This is a genomic window from Micromonospora sp. NPDC049107 (assembly GCF_040648595.1).
Taxonomy (GTDB): domain Bacteria; phylum Actinomycetota; class Actinomycetes; order Mycobacteriales; family Micromonosporaceae; genus Micromonospora.
The window spans coordinates 389,580-408,810 of the sequence record NZ_JBEZEC010000002.1; the positions used below are offsets into that span (position 1 = coordinate 389,580).

The 19,231-nt window shown below is 71.6% G+C and carries 18 protein-coding genes; 13 read left to right on the top strand and 5 right to left on the bottom strand.

The window, feature by feature from the left end; genetic code table 11:
- The first annotated feature begins 25 nt into the window (after nucleotides 1-25).
- The 5 genes from AB0B55_RS06955 to AB0B55_RS06975 all read left to right on the top strand — a co-directional run bounded on the left by AB0B55_RS06955 (nucleotide 26) and on the right by AB0B55_RS06975 (nucleotide 3,103).
- A complete protein-coding gene (locus tag AB0B55_RS06955; RefSeq protein WP_357134351.1) occupies nucleotides 26-448 on the top strand; it encodes a roadblock/LC7 domain-containing protein in 423 nt (140 codons plus the stop codon).
- 5 nt (nucleotides 449-453) lie between these two features.
- A complete protein-coding gene (locus AB0B55_RS06960) occupies nucleotides 454-840 on the top strand; it encodes a DUF742 domain-containing protein (protein WP_357134353.1) in 387 nt (128 codons plus the stop codon).
- Nucleotides 821-1,432, top strand: coding sequence for an ATP/GTP-binding protein (locus AB0B55_RS06965; RefSeq protein ID WP_355053540.1), 612 nt, complete (start codon nucleotides 821-823; stop codon nucleotides 1,430-1,432). Before AB0B55_RS06960 ends, AB0B55_RS06965 begins: the two co-directional genes overlap by 20 nt.
- Before the next feature lie 83 nt (nucleotides 1,433-1,515).
- Nucleotides 1,516-1,851 carry a YciI family protein gene (locus AB0B55_RS06970; RefSeq protein WP_357134355.1) on the top strand — a complete coding sequence of 112 codons (336 nt, stop codon included), beginning with the start codon at nucleotides 1,516-1,518 and terminating at the stop codon, nucleotides 1,849-1,851.
- Nucleotides 1,852-1,855: 4 nt separating this feature from the next.
- A complete protein-coding gene (locus AB0B55_RS06975; protein WP_357170873.1) occupies nucleotides 1,856-3,103 on the top strand; it encodes a sigma-70 family RNA polymerase sigma factor in 1,248 nt (415 codons plus the stop codon).
- A 234-nt stretch (nucleotides 3,104-3,337) separates the two neighbouring features.
- On the opposite strand, the gene AB0B55_RS06980 is transcribed toward AB0B55_RS06975, so the two are convergent.
- Nucleotides 3,338-3,478: a hypothetical protein gene (locus AB0B55_RS06980; RefSeq protein ID WP_357134358.1), complete on the bottom strand. Its 141-nt coding sequence runs from the start codon at nucleotides 3,476-3,478 to the stop codon at nucleotides 3,338-3,340.
- Nucleotides 3,479-3,487: 9 nt separating this feature from the next.
- Nucleotides 3,488-3,703 carry a winged helix-turn-helix domain-containing protein gene (locus AB0B55_RS06985; RefSeq protein ID WP_357134360.1) on the bottom strand — a complete coding sequence of 72 codons (216 nt, stop codon included), beginning with the start codon at nucleotides 3,701-3,703 and terminating at the stop codon, nucleotides 3,488-3,490.
- Between the two features lie 285 nt (nucleotides 3,704-3,988).
- On the opposite strand from AB0B55_RS06985, the gene AB0B55_RS06990 reads away from it, so the two are divergent.
- Nucleotides 3,989-4,393, top strand: a complete 405-nt coding sequence (locus AB0B55_RS06990; RefSeq protein WP_357134361.1) for a hypothetical protein — start codon at nucleotides 3,989-3,991, stop codon at nucleotides 4,391-4,393.
- A gap of 46 nt (nucleotides 4,394-4,439) precedes the next feature.
- Nucleotides 4,440-4,685, top strand: a complete 246-nt coding sequence (locus AB0B55_RS06995) for a DivIVA domain-containing protein (RefSeq protein WP_357170875.1) — start codon at nucleotides 4,440-4,442, stop codon at nucleotides 4,683-4,685.
- 104 nt (nucleotides 4,686-4,789) lie between these two features.
- Here the strand turns inward: AB0B55_RS06995 and AB0B55_RS07000 are convergent, their stop codons facing one another.
- Nucleotides 4,790-7,642 carry an aconitate hydratase gene (locus AB0B55_RS07000; protein ID WP_357134365.1) on the bottom strand — a complete coding sequence of 951 codons (2,853 nt, stop codon included), beginning with the start codon at nucleotides 7,640-7,642 and terminating at the stop codon, nucleotides 4,790-4,792.
- A gap of 263 nt (nucleotides 7,643-7,905) precedes the next feature.
- Here AB0B55_RS07000 and AB0B55_RS07005 point away from each other — a divergent pair, with 263 nt between their 5' ends.
- Entirely contained in the window at nucleotides 7,906-8,601 is a 696-nt protein-coding gene (locus AB0B55_RS07005; RefSeq protein ID WP_357134367.1) for a DedA family protein, read from the top strand.
- 95 nt (nucleotides 8,602-8,696) lie between these two features.
- On the opposite strand, the gene AB0B55_RS07010 is transcribed toward AB0B55_RS07005, so the two are convergent.
- Together AB0B55_RS07010 and AB0B55_RS07015 are read right to left on the bottom strand one after the other, a co-directional pair.
- Nucleotides 8,697-9,383, bottom strand: a complete 687-nt coding sequence (locus AB0B55_RS07010; protein WP_357170877.1) for a C39 family peptidase — start codon at nucleotides 9,381-9,383, stop codon at nucleotides 8,697-8,699.
- 1,156 nt (nucleotides 9,384-10,539) lie between these two features.
- Nucleotides 10,540-10,719, bottom strand: coding sequence for a hypothetical protein (locus AB0B55_RS07015; RefSeq protein WP_357128614.1), 180 nt, complete (start codon nucleotides 10,717-10,719; stop codon nucleotides 10,540-10,542).
- A 19-nt stretch (nucleotides 10,720-10,738) separates the two neighbouring features.
- Between AB0B55_RS07015 and AB0B55_RS07020 the strand changes: the two genes are divergently transcribed.
- From AB0B55_RS07020 to pulA, 5 genes are all read left to right on the top strand, one after another.
- Nucleotides 10,739-11,554, top strand: coding sequence for a hypothetical protein (locus AB0B55_RS07020; RefSeq protein WP_357170879.1), 816 nt, complete (start codon nucleotides 10,739-10,741; stop codon nucleotides 11,552-11,554).
- A 49-nt stretch (nucleotides 11,555-11,603) separates the two neighbouring features.
- Nucleotides 11,604-11,993 carry a hypothetical protein gene (locus AB0B55_RS07025; RefSeq protein WP_357170881.1) on the top strand — a complete coding sequence of 130 codons (390 nt, stop codon included), beginning with the start codon at nucleotides 11,604-11,606 and terminating at the stop codon, nucleotides 11,991-11,993.
- Nucleotides 11,994-12,128: 135 nt separating this feature from the next.
- The gene (locus tag AB0B55_RS07030) at nucleotides 12,129-12,794 is read left to right on the top strand and encodes a hypothetical protein (RefSeq protein ID WP_357128056.1); all 666 of its coding nucleotides are present in this window, start codon (nucleotides 12,129-12,131) and stop codon (nucleotides 12,792-12,794) included.
- Between the two features lie 92 nt (nucleotides 12,795-12,886).
- The gene (locus AB0B55_RS07035; protein ID WP_357128059.1) at nucleotides 12,887-13,585 is read left to right on the top strand and encodes a cellulose binding domain-containing protein; all 699 of its coding nucleotides are present in this window, start codon (nucleotides 12,887-12,889) and stop codon (nucleotides 13,583-13,585) included.
- A gap of 110 nt (nucleotides 13,586-13,695) precedes the next feature.
- A complete protein-coding gene (gene pulA / locus AB0B55_RS07040; protein ID WP_357170884.1) occupies nucleotides 13,696-19,197 on the top strand; it encodes a pullulanase-type alpha-1,6-glucosidase in 5,502 nt (1,833 codons plus the stop codon).
- Nucleotides 19,198-19,231 lie beyond the last annotated feature (34 nt).

The window sequence follows — 19,231 nt, forward strand, 5'->3', positions numbered from 1 at the left end:
TGCCGGGCGAGAAGAGGACGACGAAGTGGCCCAGAAGACGGCTTCGAGTGCCGACCTGACGTGGTTGCTGGATGATCTGGTGGGCCGGGTGAAGCAGGCCGAGCATGCGGTCGCGCTCTCCACCGACGGGTTGTTGATGGCTTCCTCGCAGGGGCTGAACCGGGACGACGGCGAGCACCTCGCGGCGATGGCGGCCGGTATCCAGAGCCTGGCCCGGGGCGCCGGCAAGCGCTTCGGCGGCGGGCAGGTGCAGCAGACCATCATCGAGATGCAGTCGTCGTTCCTGTTCGTGACCGCCGCCGGCCGCAACGCCTGCCTGGCCGTCCTCGCCACCGAGGACGCCGACGTCGGTCTCATCGCGTACGAGATGGCGATGCTCGTCACCCGCGTCGGCAAGTACGTGGCCTCCCCGTCGCGGAGCGCCGAACAGTCGGCTGGCGAGAGGTAACGGCCATGACGGTGCAGGGAGAGTCCGCAGAGCATCAGTGGGTGGATGACCATGCGGGCCCGGTGGTGCGCCCGTACGCGGTGACCCGTGGGCGGGCCCGCCCGGTCACCGGCACGTTCGACCTGATCTCCCTGGTCACCGCGACCCGCGCCGACGTGACGCCGGAGATCGGGATCGGTCCTGAGCACCTGGCGATCGTCGGCCTCTGCCAGCGAATACAGTCCGTCGCCGAGATCGCGGCCCACCTCGACCTGCCGGTGGGAACCATCCGGGTGCTCCTCGGCGACCTGGCGGCCCGCAACCTCGTGCAGGTACGCGAGCCGCACACCACGGCCGGCCTTCCCGACAACAGCATCTTCGAGGCGGTAATCAATGGACTACGGGCACTCTGACCGGCCGGCGGGAGCGACGCCACTGCCCACCGCGATCAAGATCCTGGTCGCCGGTGGTTTCGGCGTGGGCAAGACCACCATGGTCGGAGCGGTGAGCGAGACCCGGCCGTTGCGCACCGAGGAGGTGCTGACCGAGACCGGCGTCGGCATCGACGACCTGTCCGGGGTGGAGGGCAAGACCACCACCACGGTGGCGATGGACTTCGGCCGGATCACCATCAGCGACGACCTCGTGCTCTACCTGTTCGGCACGCCCGGTCAGGACCGGTTCTGGTTCGTCTGGGACGAGCTGGCGTTGGGCGCGATCGGCGCGGTCGTCCTGGCCGACACCCGTCGGCTGGCCGACTGCTTCCCGTCGATCGACTACTTCGAGGGTCGGGGCACCCCGTTCGTCGTGGCGGTCAACTGCTTCGAAGGCGCGCGTCAGTACCGGCTCGACGAGGTGCAGACCGCGCTGAACCTCGACCCGGGCGTACCGGTGCTGCTCTGCGACGCGCGTCAGCGGGAGTCCAGCAAGGAGGTGCTGGTGACCCTCATGGAGCACGCCATGAAGACCCGCGAGGCCCGTCGCCGCGCCGCCAGCGGAGACTGATCGAGGTTTTTTCCGGGAGGCTGTCCGGATCGCTCCTGTCCGCTCGTCATGCTGGCGACAACCCGAGAAACAGGGAGCGACCGATGAAGTTCATGATGTTCGTCTGCAGCGACACCGCACCGGATACCGACCCGACCGAGCTGCCCGACATCCACAAGTGGGTGGCCGACAACGACGCCCGGGGCCGCCGCCTGACCGGCAACGTGCTGGCGCCGACCAGCGCGGCCACCACGGTCCGTGTTCGTGACGGCGAGCTGCTGGTCTCCGAGGGACCGTTCGCGGAGACCGCCGAGGTGATCGTGGGTTTCGACCTGCTCGACTGCGCCGACGTGGACGAGGCGATCGAGGTGGCCCGTACCCACCCGATGGCCCGGGAGGGGCGGCTGGAGCTGCGCCCGTTCGGCGCTCTGTCCAGTTGAGCGGATGACCGGCACCGACACCACGACCGGTGCGCCGGACCGTGTCGGCCCGGCCGCGGCGGCGCGGGCCGTCGCGGCCGCCGGCGTGGACGCGTACCCCCGGATCGTCGCGACCCTGATCCGACTGACCGGGGACTGGGCGTTGGCCGAGGACTGCGCCCAGGAGTCCCTGGCCGCCGCGCTGGAACGCTGGCCCGGCGACGGGGTGCCGGTCAATCCCGGTGGCTGGCTCATGACGGTGGCCCGCAACCGAGCGATCGACGTGCTGCGTCGGGCCACCGTGGAGCGCCGCAAGCTGCACGACCTGGCGCTGCTCGCGCCGACCGACGCGCGGCCCGAGCACGACGTCGAGGACGACCGCTTGAGACTCGTCTTCACCTGCTGCCACCCGGCGCTCGCCCTCGACGCCCGGGTGGCGCTGACGCTGCGGACCGTCTGCGGTGTGCCGACCGCCGACATCGCCCGCCTCCTGCTGGTCAGTGAGTCGACGATGACCCGCCGGCTGACCCGGGCCCGGACCCGGATCGCGCAGGCCGGCATCCCGTACCGGGTGCCGACCGGGCCGGCGCTGGCCGAACGGCTGCCGGGCGTGCTCGCCGTGCTGTACCTGCTCTTCACCCGCGGCTACGTCCCCGACGGCGAACCGGCGTTCGCCGACGAGGCCGTGCGGCTGGCCCGGCTGCTGGACGCGTTGATGCCGGAGCAGTCCGAGGTCGCGGCGCTGCGGGCGCTGCTGCTGTTCCAGCACTCCCGTCGGGACGCCCGTCGGGACGCCGCGGGCAACCTGCTCACCCTGGCGCGGCAGGACCGCGCGCGGTGGGACCGGGCGGCCATCGCCGAGGGCCAGGCGGCTCTTGCCCGGGTACGCGACGACGGTCCGTACGCGTGGCAGGCTCGGATCGCGGCCTGCCACGCCACCGCGCCGTCCGTCGACGCCACCGACTGGGCGACGATCGCGCGGGCCTACGACGCGCTGGCGGGTATCCGGCCTTCACCGGTGATCGCGCTCAACCGTGCGGTCGCGCACGGCTACGCGTACGGGCCGACCGCCGGGCTGGCCCTGCTCGACGAGGCGCGTGCCGAGGGTGGGCTGTCCGGCAACCCGCTCGCCGGGGCGGTGGAGGCCGACCTGGTGGCCCGGCAGGATGATCCGCTGCGGGCCGTCACGCTGTTCCGGGCGGCGGCGGCCGCGGTGGACTCGCCCGCGCAGCGCCGCGCCCTGCTCGACCGGGCGGACGAGCTGTCTCGCTAACGAACCATCCGCACTCCCCCCCCGGCCCTCGCCCCGCCTCGCCCCGCTCCGCCCTGCCTCGCCCCGCCCCGCCCCGCCCTCGCCCCGCCCCGCCTCGTCGATCATGGAGTTGTGGTGGGCAACAAAACCCCCGTGAAACCTCAAACCAGGCACCACAACTCCATGATCGACGGGCCGGGACCGCTCCCGCTCCGCGATCTTGCACTTTCTGTCCCGAAAAAAGGGGTATCCCACTCATGTGGACAACAGAAACTGCAAGATCGGCGCGATCTTCTCCCTCGGCGCGCTCCGGGTCGCCGGGGCGAGGGCGAGCGCCGGGCCGGCGGGGTTCGTGGAGTCTCGTACGTCGATGACGCCCGCGAGACTGTTGGTCACCTCGACGCGCTACTCGGCGACAAAGGTTCCTGAGCCCGGTACGCCGACCACCAGTCCGCGAGATTTGAGAGCGTCCACGGCGCGGGCGACCGTCCGCCGGGCTGACCCGTACTCCTGGGCCAGCGCGTCGTACGTCGGTAGGCGTGAGCCCGGTCGGAGCTCCCCGGCGGCGATCCGTCGAGTCAGATCGTCCTCGATCTCTCGGGCCGTGTACGGGATGGGCATAAGGCGTGGCCCCTGGTAGACATCGGGTCGGCACGGGTCGCTGCCGGAGAAACGGGCGTCCCGCCTCGTGACAGGAGGCGGGTGTTCCGCCCGTCGTGTGGAGGTGCTGCCGGTGCTGCCCGAGGAGAAGCCGATGCAGGTGCCTGTCAACGTCGGTGCGTGGCGATGGCCGATCCGGCCCGAGCGAATCGAGTGTGGAGAGTGCGGGCGATGCGCTGCCGGTTGAGCGGTTCACGGCGCTGTCCGAGCTGGCCCAGACCCTCAGCGAGCACGCGTCGCGCTGCCGTGTCTTCCTCTGCGGACGCGAGCGGCCGGCCGCCCTGGCCCCGTTCGGCGACGGCCGACCCGACCGGACCACGCCAGCGGTCGTACCGCGCGCCGGGCGTCGTACCCGAAGAGCGCTGGCGCCCCCGGTGCGGGCCGCCGGCCGCGCACACCGCCGATGGTCCTTCCTGGATCTGCGACGCCTGCGGGAAGGACTGGCCCTGCCCGACGCTGCCCGCGACCCCGACGGACGCCGCCCGACGGGCGACCCTGATCCCCGAGTACTCGCGGATCACCCGCCGGGCAACCCGCGACCTGCGCGGCCGGCCGGGCGGCCCCGGCCCGGTCGCCATCGTCCGCCGTTTCCTCTGGTTCCTGCCGCTGACCGACGAGGAGGCCCGCGCGGTCGCACTGCGGCTGCGCTGAGCGCTGACCCCGTCGGACACGAGCCGGCGACCGCTACGGTGGCCGCATGACATTGCCGTTCGAACTCGCTTTGCGTGGTTACGACATGCGTCAGGTCGAGAGTCTCCTTGCCGAGGTCGACAGGGCTCTGGCTACCGACAGCGCGGTGTCACGGGCTGCCGCGCGGGACGCGCTTCGGGCGGCCAGCTTTCGACGGCGGCTACGTGGCTACGAGATGCAGCAGGTGGATGCGGCGATAGACCAACGGCTTGCTGCCCTCGCGCTCCCGGGCACCCACGACGGACCGGCGTGACCAGCGGGCTTCCCGCCCGTGCTCGGACGGCAAACCTTCCTCGGCTCTGACGGCGAAGGCCGCCCCCGCCGAAGCGGGAGCGGCCTTCGACCAGCCGTACCTGATCAGTTGGCGATCATGCGGCGCAGCACGTACTGCAGGATGCCGCCGTGGCGGTAGTAGTCCGCCTCACCCGGGGTGTCGATCCGCACGACGGCCTCGAACTCGACACCCGTGTCGGTCGTGACCGTCACCGTGCGCGGGGTCTCGCCGTCGTTCAGGGCCGTCACACCGGTGATGGTGAACATCTCGGTGCCGGTGAGGCCCAGCGACTCGGCGGTGACGTCCACCGGGAACTGCAGCGGCAGCACGCCCATGCCGATGAGGTTGGAGCGGTGGATCCGCTCGTACGACTCGGCGATAACCGCCCGGACGCCCAGCAGCATCGTGCCCTTGGCCGCCCAGTCCCGCGACGAGCCCGAGCCGTACTCCTTGCCGGCCAGGATGACCAGCGGGATGCCGGCCTCCTGGTAGGCCATCGAGGCGTCGTAGATCGAGGTCTGCTCGCCGGTGAGGTGGTTGACGGTGAAGCCGCCCTCCACCCCGGGCACCAGCTGGTTACGCAGCCGGATGTTGGCGAAGGTGCCCCGGATCATCACCTCGTGGTTGCCCCGGCGCGAGCCGTACGAGTTGAACTCGTGGCGCGGCACGCCGTGCTCGGCCAGGTAGGTGCCGGCGGGGGAGTCCGCCTTGATCGCACCGGCCGGCGAGATGTGGTCGGTGGTCACCGAGTCACCCAGCTTGGCCAGCACCCGGGCGCCGGAGATGTCGACGACCGCGCTCGGCTCCTGCTGCATGCCCTCGAAGTACGGGGGCTTGCGCACGTAGGTCGAGTCGCTGTCCCAGGCGAAGGTGTCGCCGGTCGGGGTGGGCAGCGACTGCCACCGCTCGTCACCGGCGAAGACGTCGGCGTACGCGGCGCTGAAGCCGGTCGCGCCGATCGCCTGGGCGATGACGTCCTGGATCTCGGCGCTGTTCGGCCAGATCTCCCGCAGGTAGACCGGGTTGCCCTCGGTGTCCTCACCGATCGGCTCGTTGGCCAGGTCGATGTCCATCGTGCCGGCGAGGGCGTACGCGACGACCAGCGGCGGGGACGCCAGGTAGTTCATCTTGACGTCCGGGTTGATCCGGCCCTCGAAGTTGCGGTTGCCCGAGAGCACCGAGACGACCGACAGGTCGTGCTCGTTGACCGCGGCGGACACCTCCTCGGGCAGCGGACCCGAGTTGCCGATGCAGGTCGTGCAGCCGTAGCCGACCAGGTTGAAGCCGAGCTTGTCCAGGTACGGCGTGAGACCGGCCCGCTCGTAGTAGTCCATGACCACCTTCGAGCCCGGGGCCAGGGTGGTCTTCACCCACGGCTTGCGGGTCAGGCCCTTCTCGACCGCGTTGCGGGCCAGCAGGGCCGCGCCGATCATTACCTGCGGGTTGGACGTGTTGGTGCAGGAGGTGATGGCGGCGATCACCACGGCGCCGTGGTCCAGCTCGTACTCGACGCCGTCGGTGCCGGTGACCCGGATCGGGTTGCTGGCCCGACCGCCCGCGCCGGTGGCGGCGGTCTCCAGGTCGCGCGGCTCGTCGGCCGGGTCGCTGAACTCGTTGGCCGGCGGGTCGCTGGCCGGGAACGACTCGGCGCTGGCCTCGTCGGCCGGGCCGTTCGCGCCGCGCGGCAGCTCCTCGCGGGCCACGCTCGGCTTGAGGTCACGCTCGCCGGTGGAGTCGTCGGCGACGTAGTCGGTCAGCGCCGAGCGGAACAGCGTCTTGGCGCTGCCCAGCGGCACTCGGTCCTGCGGGCGCTTCGGGCCGGCGAGCGACGGCTCGATGGTGCTCAGGTCCAGCTCGAGGCGCTCCGAGTAGGAGGGCTCGGCCGCCGGGTCGTGCCAGAGGCCCTGCTCCTTGGCGTACGCCTCGACGAGCGCGACCTGCGCGGCGTCCCGACCGGTCAGCTCCAGGTAGCGGATCGTCTCGGCGTCGATCGGGAAGATCGCCACGGTGGAGCCGTACTCCGGGGACATGTTGCCGATGGTGGCCCGGTTTGCCAGCGGCACGGCGCTCACGCCGGGGCCGTAGAACTCGACGAACTTGCCGACCACGCCGTGCTTGCGCAGCATCTCGGTGATGGTCAGCACCAGGTCGGTGGCGGTGGTGCCGGCCGGCATCTCGCCGGAGAGCTTGAAGCCGACGACCCGGGGGATCAGCATGCTGACCGGCTGGCCGAGCATCGCGGCCTCGGCCTCGATGCCGCCGACGCCCCAGCCCAGCACGCCCAGGCCGTTGACCATCGTGGTGTGCGAGTCGGTGCCGACCACGGTGTCCGGGTACGCCTGCCCGTTGCGTTCCATGATCGTGCGGGCCAGGTACTCGATGTTGACCTGGTGCACGATGCCGGTGCCCGGCGGGACGACCTTGAACTCGTTGAACGCGGTCTGGCCCCAGCGCAGGAACTGGTAGCGCTCCTTGTTGCGCTCGTACTCCAGCTCGACGTTGCGGGCGAACGCGTCCTCGCGGCCGAACAGGTCGGCGATGACCGAGTGGTCGATGACCAGTTCGGCGGGGGCGAGCGGGTTCACCTTGGTGGCGTCGCCGCCGAGCTCGCGGACGGCCTCGCGCATGGTGGCCAGGTCGACCACGCAGGGCACGCCGGTGAAGTCCTGCATGAGCACCCGCGCCGGGGTGAACTGGATCTCCACGCTCGGGTCGGCGGTCGGGTCCCACCCGCCGAGCTGCTCGATGTGGTCGGCGGTGATGTTCGCGCCGTCCTCGGTCCGCAGCAGGTTCTCCAGCAGGATCTTCAGGCTGTACGGCAGCCGGTCGTGGCCGTCCACCTTGTCGATCTTGAAAATCTCGTAGCTCGCGTCTCCGACGCGTAGCTGGGTCTTCGCACCGAAGGTGTCGAGGCTCGCCACGTCGTACTCCTTCACACCAGCGACCGTGAGTAGTCCTGAGCAGTCTGTCGCACCGGCCGGGGCGCCGCCGAGGTTAGGTAACACTTACCGCCGATTCTGCTCTCAAACAAAACCGTACGTCCGTCTTGCTATTTGCGCAACCCGGCCGCCCCGCCGCTCGCCACCCCTCACCCCTAGCCTCCTAGGACGCGTTACGGAATGTGCGGCAGTAGTCGAGGGGCCGATCGGCCGCGTCGACCGCGGGTAGGGTTCGAGGCCCGGCCGGAGGAGGGTCACCCGTGTTCGACGTCCAGCACTGGCTCGTGTCGCTGCCGCCGATCGCGGTCTACCTGCTCGTCGCCGGGGTGATCGGCGTGGAGAGCATGGGCGTGCCCCTGCCCGGTGAGATCGTCCTGGTCAGCTCCGCGCTGCTCGCGGCCACCGGAGTGGTGGAACCCGAGTGGGTGGCGACGGCCGCCGCGACCGGAGCGATCGTGGGTGACTCCATCGGGTACGCGGTGGGGCGTCGCGGCGGACGTCCGCTGCTCGCCCGGCTCGGCCGACGCTTCCCCCGTCATCTCGGCCCCGCCCAACTCGCCCGCGCCGAGCAGAGCTTCGCCCGGCACGGTGTGTGGGCGGTGTTCTTCGGTCGGTTCGTGGCGCTGCTGCGGATCCTGGCCGGCCCGCTCGCCGGGGCCCTGCACGTGCCGTACCGGCGGTTCCTGGTGGCCAACGCCGCCGGCGGGCTGGTCTGGGCGTTCGGCACCACGTACCTGCTGTTCAGCGTCGGTCGGGCGGCCGAGCACTGGCTCAAGGACATCTCCTGGGCCGGCCTTGTCCTCGCGGTGCTGGCCGGCCTGGGCAGCACGTGGTGGCTACGTCGACGTGCCCACCGTCTGGAGGCCGCCGAGCCGGAGCCGTCGGGCGAGCCTGCGCCGGCCACCGATTCAGAGCAGCCTGCCGACCCGGCGCTGGCCCAGACCCGACACCGGTAGCGCACCTGGCGCCGGCTCGCTGCCGGCAGGAAGATCCCGGACCCGGGTACGCCGAAAGGCCGGACCCCGTGGGGTCCGGCCCTTGTCGTTGGTTGTCAGCTGGTGGCGTAGCCGCGGGTGGCGATCCAGTCGGCGAGGTGTTCGACGGTGATGTCGTAGGCGGCGGTGTTCGCATCGGCGGAGTCGGCGATCCGCACGGTGTTGCCGTCATCGCGGTAGCCCACGACGCTGATGTAGTGCCCGCCCTCGAAGGAGTGCGTGTTGCCGTCGGTGTCGACGCTGGTGCCGGCGATGTTCGCGACCACGGCCCGACCGTCATCAACGGTCTTGACGATGTCGGCGCGCAACCGGTCGGTCTGGGTGGCGTCGGCGTCGGGCTTGCTGATCTCCACGCTGTGGTAGGCGTCCGGCTTACCGGTCTCCTTGTTCAACACCGGCGTGATGTCGTTGATGCTGTTGGTGCCGGCCTCGGTGGTGCCCATCTCCTTGGCCATCGCGTCCACGCTGATGTCCTTACCCTGCACACTCAGCGCGTTACGGGTAGCGGCCGGACCGCAGTAGTAGAAGTTCGGCTGCGCCTCATACCGCACACCCAACTGCCGCTCACCATGACCCTTACGCTCAGACTGCGACTGCGACTGCGACTGCGACTGCGGCTGGGACGTCGGCTTGGCGGTGCTCTCCGCGGCGAACGCGGCCGTAACGGGGCCGGCGATAGCGCCGCCGGTGAACGCGAGACCAGCAGCGGTCAGAGCGGCCTTACGAATCAGATCGGTACGCATGATGGCGTGCTCCTCTGCGTCGGGGGAAACGCGCACTCGGCACACGGGGGCGCGCCAAGGCGGGGAAAGATCGTGGGGGGATCAGCCGGCGGCCCAGCAGGGGCCTGCTCGGATGTTCCGGAGGGTGGTCCAACGGTCCGGGTCAGCGGATCATTCCCCCGCTGATGGACCGGGGACGGCCGGTGGTGCTCGGCCGTGCGGGGATGTAACGACGCCGGCCTGGCGGGTGTTCCCGGCCGCGGCTACCGGCTCTGGGCCGGCGTGCTGCTCGGCGGCGCGGGGGATGTAACGACGCCGGCCTGGCGGGTGTTCCCGGCCGCGGCTACCGGCTCTGGGCCGGCGTGCTGCTCGGCGGCGCGGGGGGTGTAACGACGCCGGCCTGGCGGCTGTTCCCGGCCGCGGCTACCGGCCTGCGCTGGCGAGCTGCTCGGCGGTGCGGGGGGTGTAACGACGCCGGCCTGGCGGGTGTTCCCGGCGGCCGGGGCTGCGACCCGGGGGTCGCGACGGCGTGCCAGGTATAACGACCCCGCCCGGCCCGCGATTCCGCCCGCTCGGTGTCACCGACCACAGCATGCCGACGGCCCAAACCCGGACAGACATCGCATCCGTGACGCCGTGCACGGGCCCCACCGGCGTGATCGTCACCAGAGCGCCGATCTGGGGGCGTCCGCGCAGAGGGACGCCCCCACATCACCGCCCGGAGTGGATCATCCGGGCGATCCGGTGTCTCGGGGGAGATGTGGGGGCGTGATCGAGTCGACGTCGGCGATGTCGGGGTGTCCGGGCGTGCGGGATACCCCGATATCGCTGACCTGGAGTCGATCAAAGGGGCGGGCACGATCGTCCGCGCGTGTCCAAGCGCATTGGCCTACCGAAACCGGACAAAATCACAATCCGACGCTCGGTAATCCGCGCAGTATCGGGGATGTTGCTGCCTCAGAACCCGCTGAGGCAGCAACATCCCCGAAAGTGCTCTCTCACCGACCAGGGCGCACCAACCCGAGTGAAGTCTGAGACGGCGCACACGGCGCAAGATCGTGCTCGAACCAGGAAAGAGGGCCCTCGTCGCGCGGCCGAGGCCACTACAACCAGGATCGAGCACGATCATGCCCGCACGGACCTGCCTCGGTTGCCCGGAGGTTGGACCGGCGGGTGGTTAGGCGGAGTCCGCTGCGTCGTTGGCCTGGGCGTGACGTTCCCGCAGTCGCTCCCGGATCTCCTCCGGGGTGTACGCGCGTCGGCGCCGCTCGGCCCGGGCAATGACCACACCGGACGCTGCCACCCCGGCGAGGCCGGCCAGGCCGAGGACCTTCCACCACCGCACTCGTTGCCGCATCGGCCTAGGCTAGTCCCTCATGAGCATCAGCCTGGATGAGGCCGTCGAGTTGACCCGCACCGGTGACGTGTGGGTGTTCCGGGGCCGCAGCGTGCCGGACCGGGCGATCCAGTTCACCACGAACAGTCCGGTCAACCACGTCGGAATGGCTGTCGTGCTGGACGACATGCCGCCGCTGATGTGGCACGCGGAGTTGGGCAAGTCCCTGCCGGACCTGTGGTCGGGCACGCACCAGCGCGGTGTTCAGTTGCACGACCTGCGGGACGCGGTCTGCGTGTGGGCCAACCGGTACGGTCAGCGGGCTTGGCTGCGGCAGCTCGACCCGCCGGCGGAGGGCGAAATGGAACGCGCGGTGCTGCGGACCGTCGCGCGCCTGGACGGCACGCCGTTCCCGTCGACCGCCCAGTTGGCGTGGCGGTGGGTGCGCGGCCGGGTGCCGTCGTTGCCGGGTCCTGGCCGGGCGGCACTCCGAGCCGTATCGCGGGCCGCCCAAGCGGCCTGGATCGATCCCGCTGCATCGGCCACCCCGACCGGGTCGACCGACGGGGTCACCCCGACCGCTTCGACCGACGGGGTCACCCCGGTCGCTGCGGGCAGTGCGGCCAACCGGGGGACAACTGCCGCTCCGACCAGCGCGGCTGCCCGGGACCGGGCGTTGGAGACGGCGTACTGCGCCGAGGTGGTGGCCGTGACCTACGAGGCGATGGGCCTGCTGCCCGCCGGCAAGCGTCCGAACTGGTACGACCCGGGCCGGTTCTGGAGTGGTGACGACCTGGGATTGGCCGGGGGCGCCCGACTGGGTACGGAGATCGAGGTGCGGGTCCCGCCCCGCTGAGGCTCGGCCCGAGGTTTGGCCCACCCGGCGCGGGGCAATTGCTGTCCCCGTGAACGCCTCCACGGATCTCGACACGCTGACCGGGTTCTTCGACCGGTACGGCGCCGCGTTGACCTCGGGCGACCTGCCGTCCCTCGGTGGGTGTTACGCCCTACCCGGGCTGGTGGTGGCGGACACGTACAGCTTCTCGTTCACCTCGCTGGCGGCGGTCGCGCTGTCCTTTGTGGGTGCCGCACCCGACTACCAGGACCGGGAGCTGATCGCCGCGCACGCCCGGATCGAGGACGTGCAGGCGGTGTCCGCGCTGCTGACCCTGGTGTCGGTCGAGTGGGAGTTCCTGGACAGCCAGGGGCGTGCGGTGCCGGGGGAGCGGTACCGCTACCTGCTGCGAACCTCGGGCGAGGGGCCGCTGATCTGCACGGTCGTCCGGACGGGCTGACCGCCAGCGGAGCGTCGACGCGCCCGAGCCGTTTTCCGGACGGAGGGGGCCGGTCGGTCTGATCCGTACCCGCCAGGTTTCCGGTCCGCCCGGCGCTGGCTACGCTGTCGCGTCGGTGGGACGAGGGGAGACCTGATGGCGGTGGGGCCGGACGGCGCGGGAGGTCCGCGGACGGCGCGAGTGGTGCTGTCGCTGCCGTGGATCGTGGTGCTGGTGGGCGTCTGCGCGCTGGCGGTGCTGTTGGTGGTCGCGCTGTTGTCGTTCCGTACCCGGGAGCGGGAAAGCGCGCCGCAGGCCGCGCCGCCGGTGTTCCTGCCGACGACGCCGGCTGCCTCGTCGTCGGCCCCGACACCGGGTGGGTTGGAGCGGCGGTCGGCGTCGCCGCGCGCGTCGCGCAGCAGCCGGACGCCGTCGCCGCGCGTCACCACGAAGTCGCCGTCGCCGGGCGCGACGAGCGCCGCGGCCCTGGCGACAAAGGACCCGGCGGTGTCGGCGCAGTACAAGGTCGGCACGGATGGCTGGAACGCGACCGATGCCACGCTGTCGGTGACGAACGGGTCGGACCGGTCGGTGGACTGGCGGGTGGAGTTGGCCTTCGCGGATGACACGCGGGGTCTGCGCGTCAGCGGGGCGGCGGGGATCTCGGTGGCGGCGCAGGGTGACGGCGCGTTCGTGCTCAGCGGCGGAGAGTCGTTGGGTGCCGGTGACACGCAGACCCTGCGGTTGCGGGTCAGTTGGGATGGATCGGCGCAGCGTCCGGTGCGGTGCGTGATCAACGGGGTGGAGTGCCGGCTCAGCTGACCGGGCGTCGGGCGCGTCGCGCGCGACGCCGACGCTTTCCGGGGCGGGCCGTCGATCGCTAGGCTGCCCGGACGGCCCGCTGAGGGAGGTACATGTCCGGCATGCGTCGTGCCCCGCGACCGTCGCACGGTCCGGCGGCCATCGCGTCGTCGCCGTGGATCGTGGTGGGCGCCGGTGTCGTCGTGATGGTGGTCCTGCTCTTCGTGGCTCTGGGCGCGTACCGGGGGCGTAGTCCGGCGCGGGACGGCGGGCCGCCACCGGCGGGTCTGCCGTTGCCGCAGGCGCCGGTGTCGCCGTCCGGGCTGTCGCCGACGCCGCTGCCGGAGAACTCGGCGCTGCTGCCCGGGTTGTCGCCGCGGGCCAGTGGGCTGCCGCCGAGCGCGCCGGTCACGCCGGTCACGTCGCGGCCGTCGACGGTCGGTCCGACGGTGGCGTCGACGTCGGCGCGACCGCCGATCCGGCCGTCGCGGCAGCCGTCGGCGGTGAGCGGACGCTACCGGGTGGTGCAGAGCTTCGACGGTGGTTTCATCGGCGAGGTGCTGATCGTCAACGGGTCCGGTGTGGACCGGGGTTGGACGGTGCGGTTCGAGTTCGCCGGTGGTCGACTGGTGACCACCTGGGTGGAGGGCGTGCCCCAGGGGACGCTGCGGCAGTTCGACGGCGGCTTCACGTACGTCAGCGGGGTGGACGTGCCGGCCGGTGGGTCGGTGGCGCTGCGGTTCCACCTGGAGCGGGCGTCCTCGACGCCGCGCGGGTGCACTGTCGACGGGGCGCGTTGTAGCGGGTTCTGAGCGAGCCTTCCGCAAGTTTGCTGCTCTGTTACGACTTTGTTTGCAAGGTATTGCAGATCGTTGCGGCAAGGGTTAGCGTGCGGCCAATCACGACCAGAGGAAGGCCGTCGATGAAACCCCCGCCGATACGCCGTACCGCCCTGCTCGCGCTCGTCAGCCTGCTCACCGTGACTCTCGTCGGCGCGCCGGCCTCCGCCGGTCCACTCGGCGCCAACGCCGACCCCCGGCCGTCCAGCGCCGAATCCCTGACCGCGGCCGGCGCGGTCCAATGGCGCGACGAGCCCAGCGCCGACGCGTTGCTGGCCGCGGGCGCCGACGCCGCGCGTGCCGAGCAGTTCTACTTCGTCCTGCCGGACCGGTTCGCCAACGGCGACCGCCGCAACGACTCCGGCGGGCTCACCGGCGACCGGCTGCGCACCGGTCTCGACCCGGCCGACAAGGGCTTCTACCACGGCGGTGACCTCAAGGGCGTGATCGACAAGCTGGCCTACATCCAGGGCCTGGGCACCACCGCCATCTGGCTCGCCCCGATCTTCAAGAACCGCCCGGTGCAGGGCGAGGGGAACGACATCTCCGCCGGCTACCACGGTTACTGGATCACCGACTTCACCCAGGTCGACCCGCACTTCGGCACGAACGCCCAGCTCAAGGAGCTGGTCTCGCTGGCGCACCGGCGAGGCATCAAGGTCTATCTCGACGTGGTGGTCAACCACACCGCCGACGTCATCAGGTACGCCGAGGACCGCTACGCCTACGTGGACAAGGCGACCTCGCCGTACACGGACGCGCGGGGGCGGGCCTTCGAGGACCGCAACTACGCCGACGGCAGCCGGGACTTCCCGACCGTCGACGCGAACGCCGGCCCGTACACGCCGGTCCTTCCCGAGCCGGGTGACGCGACGGTGAAGGTGCCGGCCTGGCTCAACGACGCCAGCATGTACCACAACCGGGGCGACTCCACGTTCGCCGGCGAGAACAGCGAGTACGGCGACTTCTTCGGTCTCGACGACCTGTGGACCGAACGGCCCGAGGTGGTCCAGGGGATGACCAAGGCGTACGGGGACTGGATCGGCGCGACCGGCGTCGACGGGTTCCGGCTGGACACCGTCAAGCACGTCAACATGGACTTCTGGCCGCAGTTCACCCGGGGCGTCGAGCGGGCCGCCGAGACGGCCGGCAGACGCGACTTCTTCGTCTTCGGCGAGGTGTACAGCGCCGATCCGGAGGTCACCTCGACGTACGTGCGCCGCGGCGGCCTGCCGGCCACCCTCGACTTCGCGTTCCAGGAGGCCGCGCGGGGCTACACGGCGGGTGCCGGCTCGGCGAAGGCCCTCGCCGACGTGTACGCCCGGGACGACCTCTACGCCGCTCGGGACACCGACGCCGGCCGGCTGACGACCTTCCTCGGCAACCACGACATGGGCCGGATCGGGTCGTTCATCGCCGGCGGCGGCACCGACCCGGCCAGTCACCTGCGCCGCGACCAGCTCGCCCACCAGCTCATGTTCCTCACCCGCGGCCAGCCGGTGATCTACTCCGGCGACGAGCAGGGCTTCACCGGCCCCGGTGGGGACAAGGACGCCCGGCAGGACATGTTCGCCTCGAAGGTGCCCGACTACCTCGACGACGACCTGCTCGGCACCGACCGCACCCACGCCAGCGACCAGTTCGACACCGCCCACCCGCTGTACCGGACGATCGCCGAGCTGGGCCGGCTGCGCCAGGCACACCCCGCGCTGCGCGACGGCATCCAGGTCACCCGGTACGCCGCCGACGGTCCCGGCGTGTTCGCCGCCTCCCGCGTCGCGCCCGCTGACCGGACCGAGTACCTCGTCGCGGTGAACAACGCCGCGACCGCGCAGACTGTCAGCGTGGACACCTGGTCGGCCGGCGCCACCTTCACCGGCATCTACGGCGCTTCCGCCAGCGCGAAGGCCGGCGGCGACGGGAAGGTCACGCTGACCGTGCCGCCGCTGTCGGCGGCCGTGTACCGCGCGGGCAGCCCCATCGCCCGGCCGAGCGGCACGCCGACCATCACCATCACCACCCCCGCGCCGGACGCGTCGGTGGCGACCCGCGCGGCGGTCACCGCACAGGTGACCGGCGACCCGCTGTCGACCGTCACGGTGGCGGCCCGGGTCAGCGGCGGCCGGTGGACGTTGCTGGGCAGCGCGGACCACGCGCCGTACACCGTGCACCACGACCTGGACGGGCTGGCCGGCGGCACCCGCGTCGAGTACCGCGCGGTCGTCCGCGACGGCCGGGGCCGCACCGCCACCGCCCGGTCCGTCGCGGTCGTCGGCACGCCCCAGCTGGGTGGATCCCGGGAGTGGGCGGTGGTGCACTACCAGCGCCCGGCCGGGGGGTACGACGACTGGGGGCTGTACGCCTGGGGCGACATCGACCCGGCGTACGTCACCGAGTGGCCCACCGGGCAACCGTTCGCCGGGGAGGACTCCTACGGCCGGTTCGCCTGGGTGAAGCTCAAGCCGGGCGCGAAGTCGGTGGGCTTCGTGGTGGTCGACAAGAACGGCACCAAGGACGTCGCCCAGGACCGCAGTATCGACGTGAGCGCCACCGGTGAGATCTGGCTCAAGCAGGGTGACCCGGCGATCTACCCGAGCAGGCAGGCGGCCACCGGCCAGTCGGACCCGCCCGTCGAGAAGGGCACCGCGGTGATCCACTACCGGCGGGCCGACGGCACCTACGACGGCTGGGGTCTGCACCTGTGGGACGGCGCGGCCAACCCGACCGACTGGGCCACCCCGCTCGCGCCCACGTCGACCGACGCGTTCGGCGCGGTGTTCCGGGTGCCGCTGGCGGCCGGGGCCACCGGGCTGAACTACATCCTGCACAAGGGCGACACCAAGGACCTGCCCGACGACCAGCGGCTCGACTTCGCCAGCGCCGGACGGGAGGTGTGGCTGCTCGCCGGCACCCCGGGGCGGCTGCTGCCGTCGACCGCGACCAGCGCCGGCGGGGACACCGACATCGGCAAGCAGAAGGCGCACTGGATCGACAGGTCCACGGTGGCCTGGCAGACCCCACCTACCGACGGTCGGGTGTACGCCCTGGTGGCCGCCCCGGCCGGCGGGGTGAGCGTCGTCGACGGGGAGCTGTCCGGGGCGTACACCAGTCTGCCGTTGCGCGCGCAGCGCAACGGGCTCACCGAGGCCCAGCGCGCGGCGTTCCCGCACCTGTGGTCCCACCGGGCCTTCACCCTCGACCGCGGTGACCTGGCGAAGGTGCCGGCGGCGCTGCGCGGACAGCTCCTGGTCACCGAGCGCGACGCCCAGGGCAAGCTGCTCGCCGCGACCGGCGTGCAGATCCCCGGCGTGCTCGACGACGTGTACTCCCGGGCCACCAAGGTCACGCTCGGCCCGACCTTCGCCGGCCGGACGCCGAGCCTCGCGCTCTGGGCGCCGACCGCCCGGACGGTGGAGCTGGAACTGTTCGACTCGCCCACGGCCGCGCCGACGACGGTGGCGATGCGCCGCGACGACCGCACCGGCGTCTGGTCGGTACGCGGCAGCCACGCCTGGACGGGGAAGTACTACCGCTACCGGGTGCAGGCGTGGCAGCCGGCCGCGCAGCGGATGGTCACCGCGTCGGTCACCGACCCGTACTCGGTGTCCCTCGCGGCGGACTCGACGCACAGCCAGCTCGTTGATCTCGACGACGCGGCGCTGGCCCCGCCGGGCTGGCGGACGCTGCGCAAGCCGGCCGCCGTGCCCGCCTCGAAGGCGCAGATCTCCGAGCTGTCGGTGCGTGACTTCTCCATCGCCGACGACACCGTGCCGGCGCAGCGGCGGGGCACGTTCCTGGCGTTCACCGACCCGGGGACCGCCGGCATGAAACACCTGCGGGCGCTCGGCGACGCCGGCGTCACCCACCTGCACCTGCTGCCGGCGTTCGACTTCGCCACCATCCCCGAGAAGCGGGCCGACCAGCGCCAGCCGGCCTGCGACCTGGCGGCGCTGCCGCCGGACTCGGCGGAGCAGCAGAAATGCGTGGCGGCGGTGGCCGAGACCGACGGCTACAACTGGGGGTACGACCCGCTGCACTACACCGTTCCGGAGGGCGGCTACGCCCTCGACCCGAGCGGGGCGGCGCGGACCACCGAGTTCCGTCGCATGGTGGCCGGAGTGAACGACGCCGGCCTGCGGGTGGTCATGGACGTGGTCTACAACCACACGGCGGCGGCCGGCGTCGACCCCAGGTCGGTGCTCGACCAGGTGGTGCCCGGCTACTACCACCGGCTGCTCGACGACGGCACCGTGGCCAACTCCACCTGCTGCGCGAACACCGCGCCCGAGCACGCGATGATGGGCAAGCTGGTGGTCGACTCGCTGGTCACCTGGGCCAGGCAGTACAAGGTGGACGGTTTCCGGTTCGACCTGATGGGCCACCACCCCAAGGCGAACATCCTGGCCGTCCGGGCGGCCCTGGATCGGCTCACCGTCGCCCGTGACGGCGTGGACGGCAAGGCGATCATGCTGTACGGCGAGGGCTGGAACTTCGGCGAGGTCGCCAACGACGCCCGGTTCGAGCAGGCCACCCAGGCCAACATGGCCGGCACGGGCATCGGCACGTTCAACGACCGGCTGCGCGACGCTGTGCGCGGTGGCGGCCCGTTCGACGCCAACCCGCGCGTGCAGGGCTTCGCCTCCGGGCTCTACACCGACCCCAACGGCGATGAGGTGAACGGGTCGGCGGCCGAGCAGAAGGCCCGCCTGCTGCACGCCCACGACCTGATCAAGGTGGGCCTCACCGGCAACCTGCGGGACTACCGGTTCACCGACACCTCCGGGCGCACGGTCACCGGGGCCCAGGTGGACTACAACGGCTCGCCGGCCGGTTACACCGCCGCGCCGGGGGAGGCCGTCACCTACGTCGACGCGCACGACAACGAGATCCTGTACGACGCGTTGGCGTACAAGCTGCCGCAGGGCACCAGCGCGGCGGACCGGTCCCGGATGCAGGTGCTGGCGCTGAGCACGGTGGTGCTGGGGCAGGGCGTCGGGTTCGTCACCGCCGGCACGGAACGGCTGCGGTCGAAGTCGCTGGACCGCAACTCGTTCAACTCCGGTGACTGGTTCAACCAGATCCGCTGGGACTGCGCCAACGGCAACGGGTTCGGCGTCGGCCTGCCACCGGCGCAGGACAACCAGGACAAGTGGCCGTACGCGAAGCCGCTGCTGGCCGACCCGGCCCTGGTGCCCGACTGTGCGGCGATCGGCACCACCGACGCCCGGTACGCCGAGCTGCTGCGCGTCCGGGCGTCGTCGCCGGTGTTCGGGCTGGGCAGCGCCGAGCAGGTGCAGCGACGGGTGGCCTTCCCCCTGTCCGGCGAGTCGGAGACCCCGGGCGTGCTGACCATGACGCTGGACGCGCGTGGTCTCGGCGGGGCGTGGACCGCGCTGACCGTCGTCTTCAACAGCACTCCGGAGACGGCGACGCAGACGGTGACCGGTCTGCGGGGCGCGGACGTGTCGCTGCACCCGGTGCTGGTCAACTCGGCCGACCCGGCGCTGCGGACGTCGTCGTTCGACCGGGCGTCCGGCACCTTCACGGTGCCGGCGCGCAGCGTGGCGGTGTTCGTCCAGAAGTGAGCGGGGACCGGCCCCCTCCCGCGTCGCGGAAGGG

Excerpts from the sequence above, each read along its gene's own strand:
- AB0B55_RS06960 (WP_357134353.1), top strand. The coding sequence starts at position 454 with ATGACGGTGCAGGGAGAGTCCGCAGAGCATCAGTGGGTGGATGACCAT.
- AB0B55_RS06965 (WP_355053540.1), top strand. The coding sequence starts at position 821 with ATGGACTACGGGCACTCTGACCGGCCGGCGGGAGCGACGCCACTGCCC.
- AB0B55_RS06970 (WP_357134355.1), top strand. The coding sequence starts at position 1,516 with ATGAAGTTCATGATGTTCGTCTGCAGCGACACCGCACCGGATACCGAC.
- AB0B55_RS06975 (WP_357170873.1), top strand. The coding sequence starts at position 1,856 with ATGACCGGCACCGACACCACGACCGGTGCGCCGGACCGTGTCGGCCCG.
- AB0B55_RS06985 (WP_357134360.1), bottom strand. The coding sequence starts at position 3,703 with ATGCCCATCCCGTACACGGCCCGAGAGATCGAGGACGATCTGACTCGA.
- AB0B55_RS06995 (WP_357170875.1), top strand. The coding sequence starts at position 4,440 with ATGACATTGCCGTTCGAACTCGCTTTGCGTGGTTACGACATGCGTCAG.
- AB0B55_RS07010 (WP_357170877.1), bottom strand. The coding sequence starts at position 9,383 with ATGCGTACCGATCTGATTCGTAAGGCCGCTCTGACCGCTGCTGGTCTC.
- AB0B55_RS07015 (WP_357128614.1), bottom strand. The coding sequence starts at position 10,719 with ATGCGGCAACGAGTGCGGTGGTGGAAGGTCCTCGGCCTGGCCGGCCTC.
- AB0B55_RS07020 (WP_357170879.1), top strand. The coding sequence starts at position 10,739 with ATGAGCATCAGCCTGGATGAGGCCGTCGAGTTGACCCGCACCGGTGAC.
- AB0B55_RS07030 (WP_357128056.1), top strand. The coding sequence starts at position 12,129 with ATGGCGGTGGGGCCGGACGGCGCGGGAGGTCCGCGGACGGCGCGAGTG.
- AB0B55_RS07035 (WP_357128059.1), top strand. The coding sequence starts at position 12,887 with ATGTCCGGCATGCGTCGTGCCCCGCGACCGTCGCACGGTCCGGCGGCC.
- pulA (WP_357170884.1), top strand. The coding sequence starts at position 13,696 with ATGAAACCCCCGCCGATACGCCGTACCGCCCTGCTCGCGCTCGTCAGC.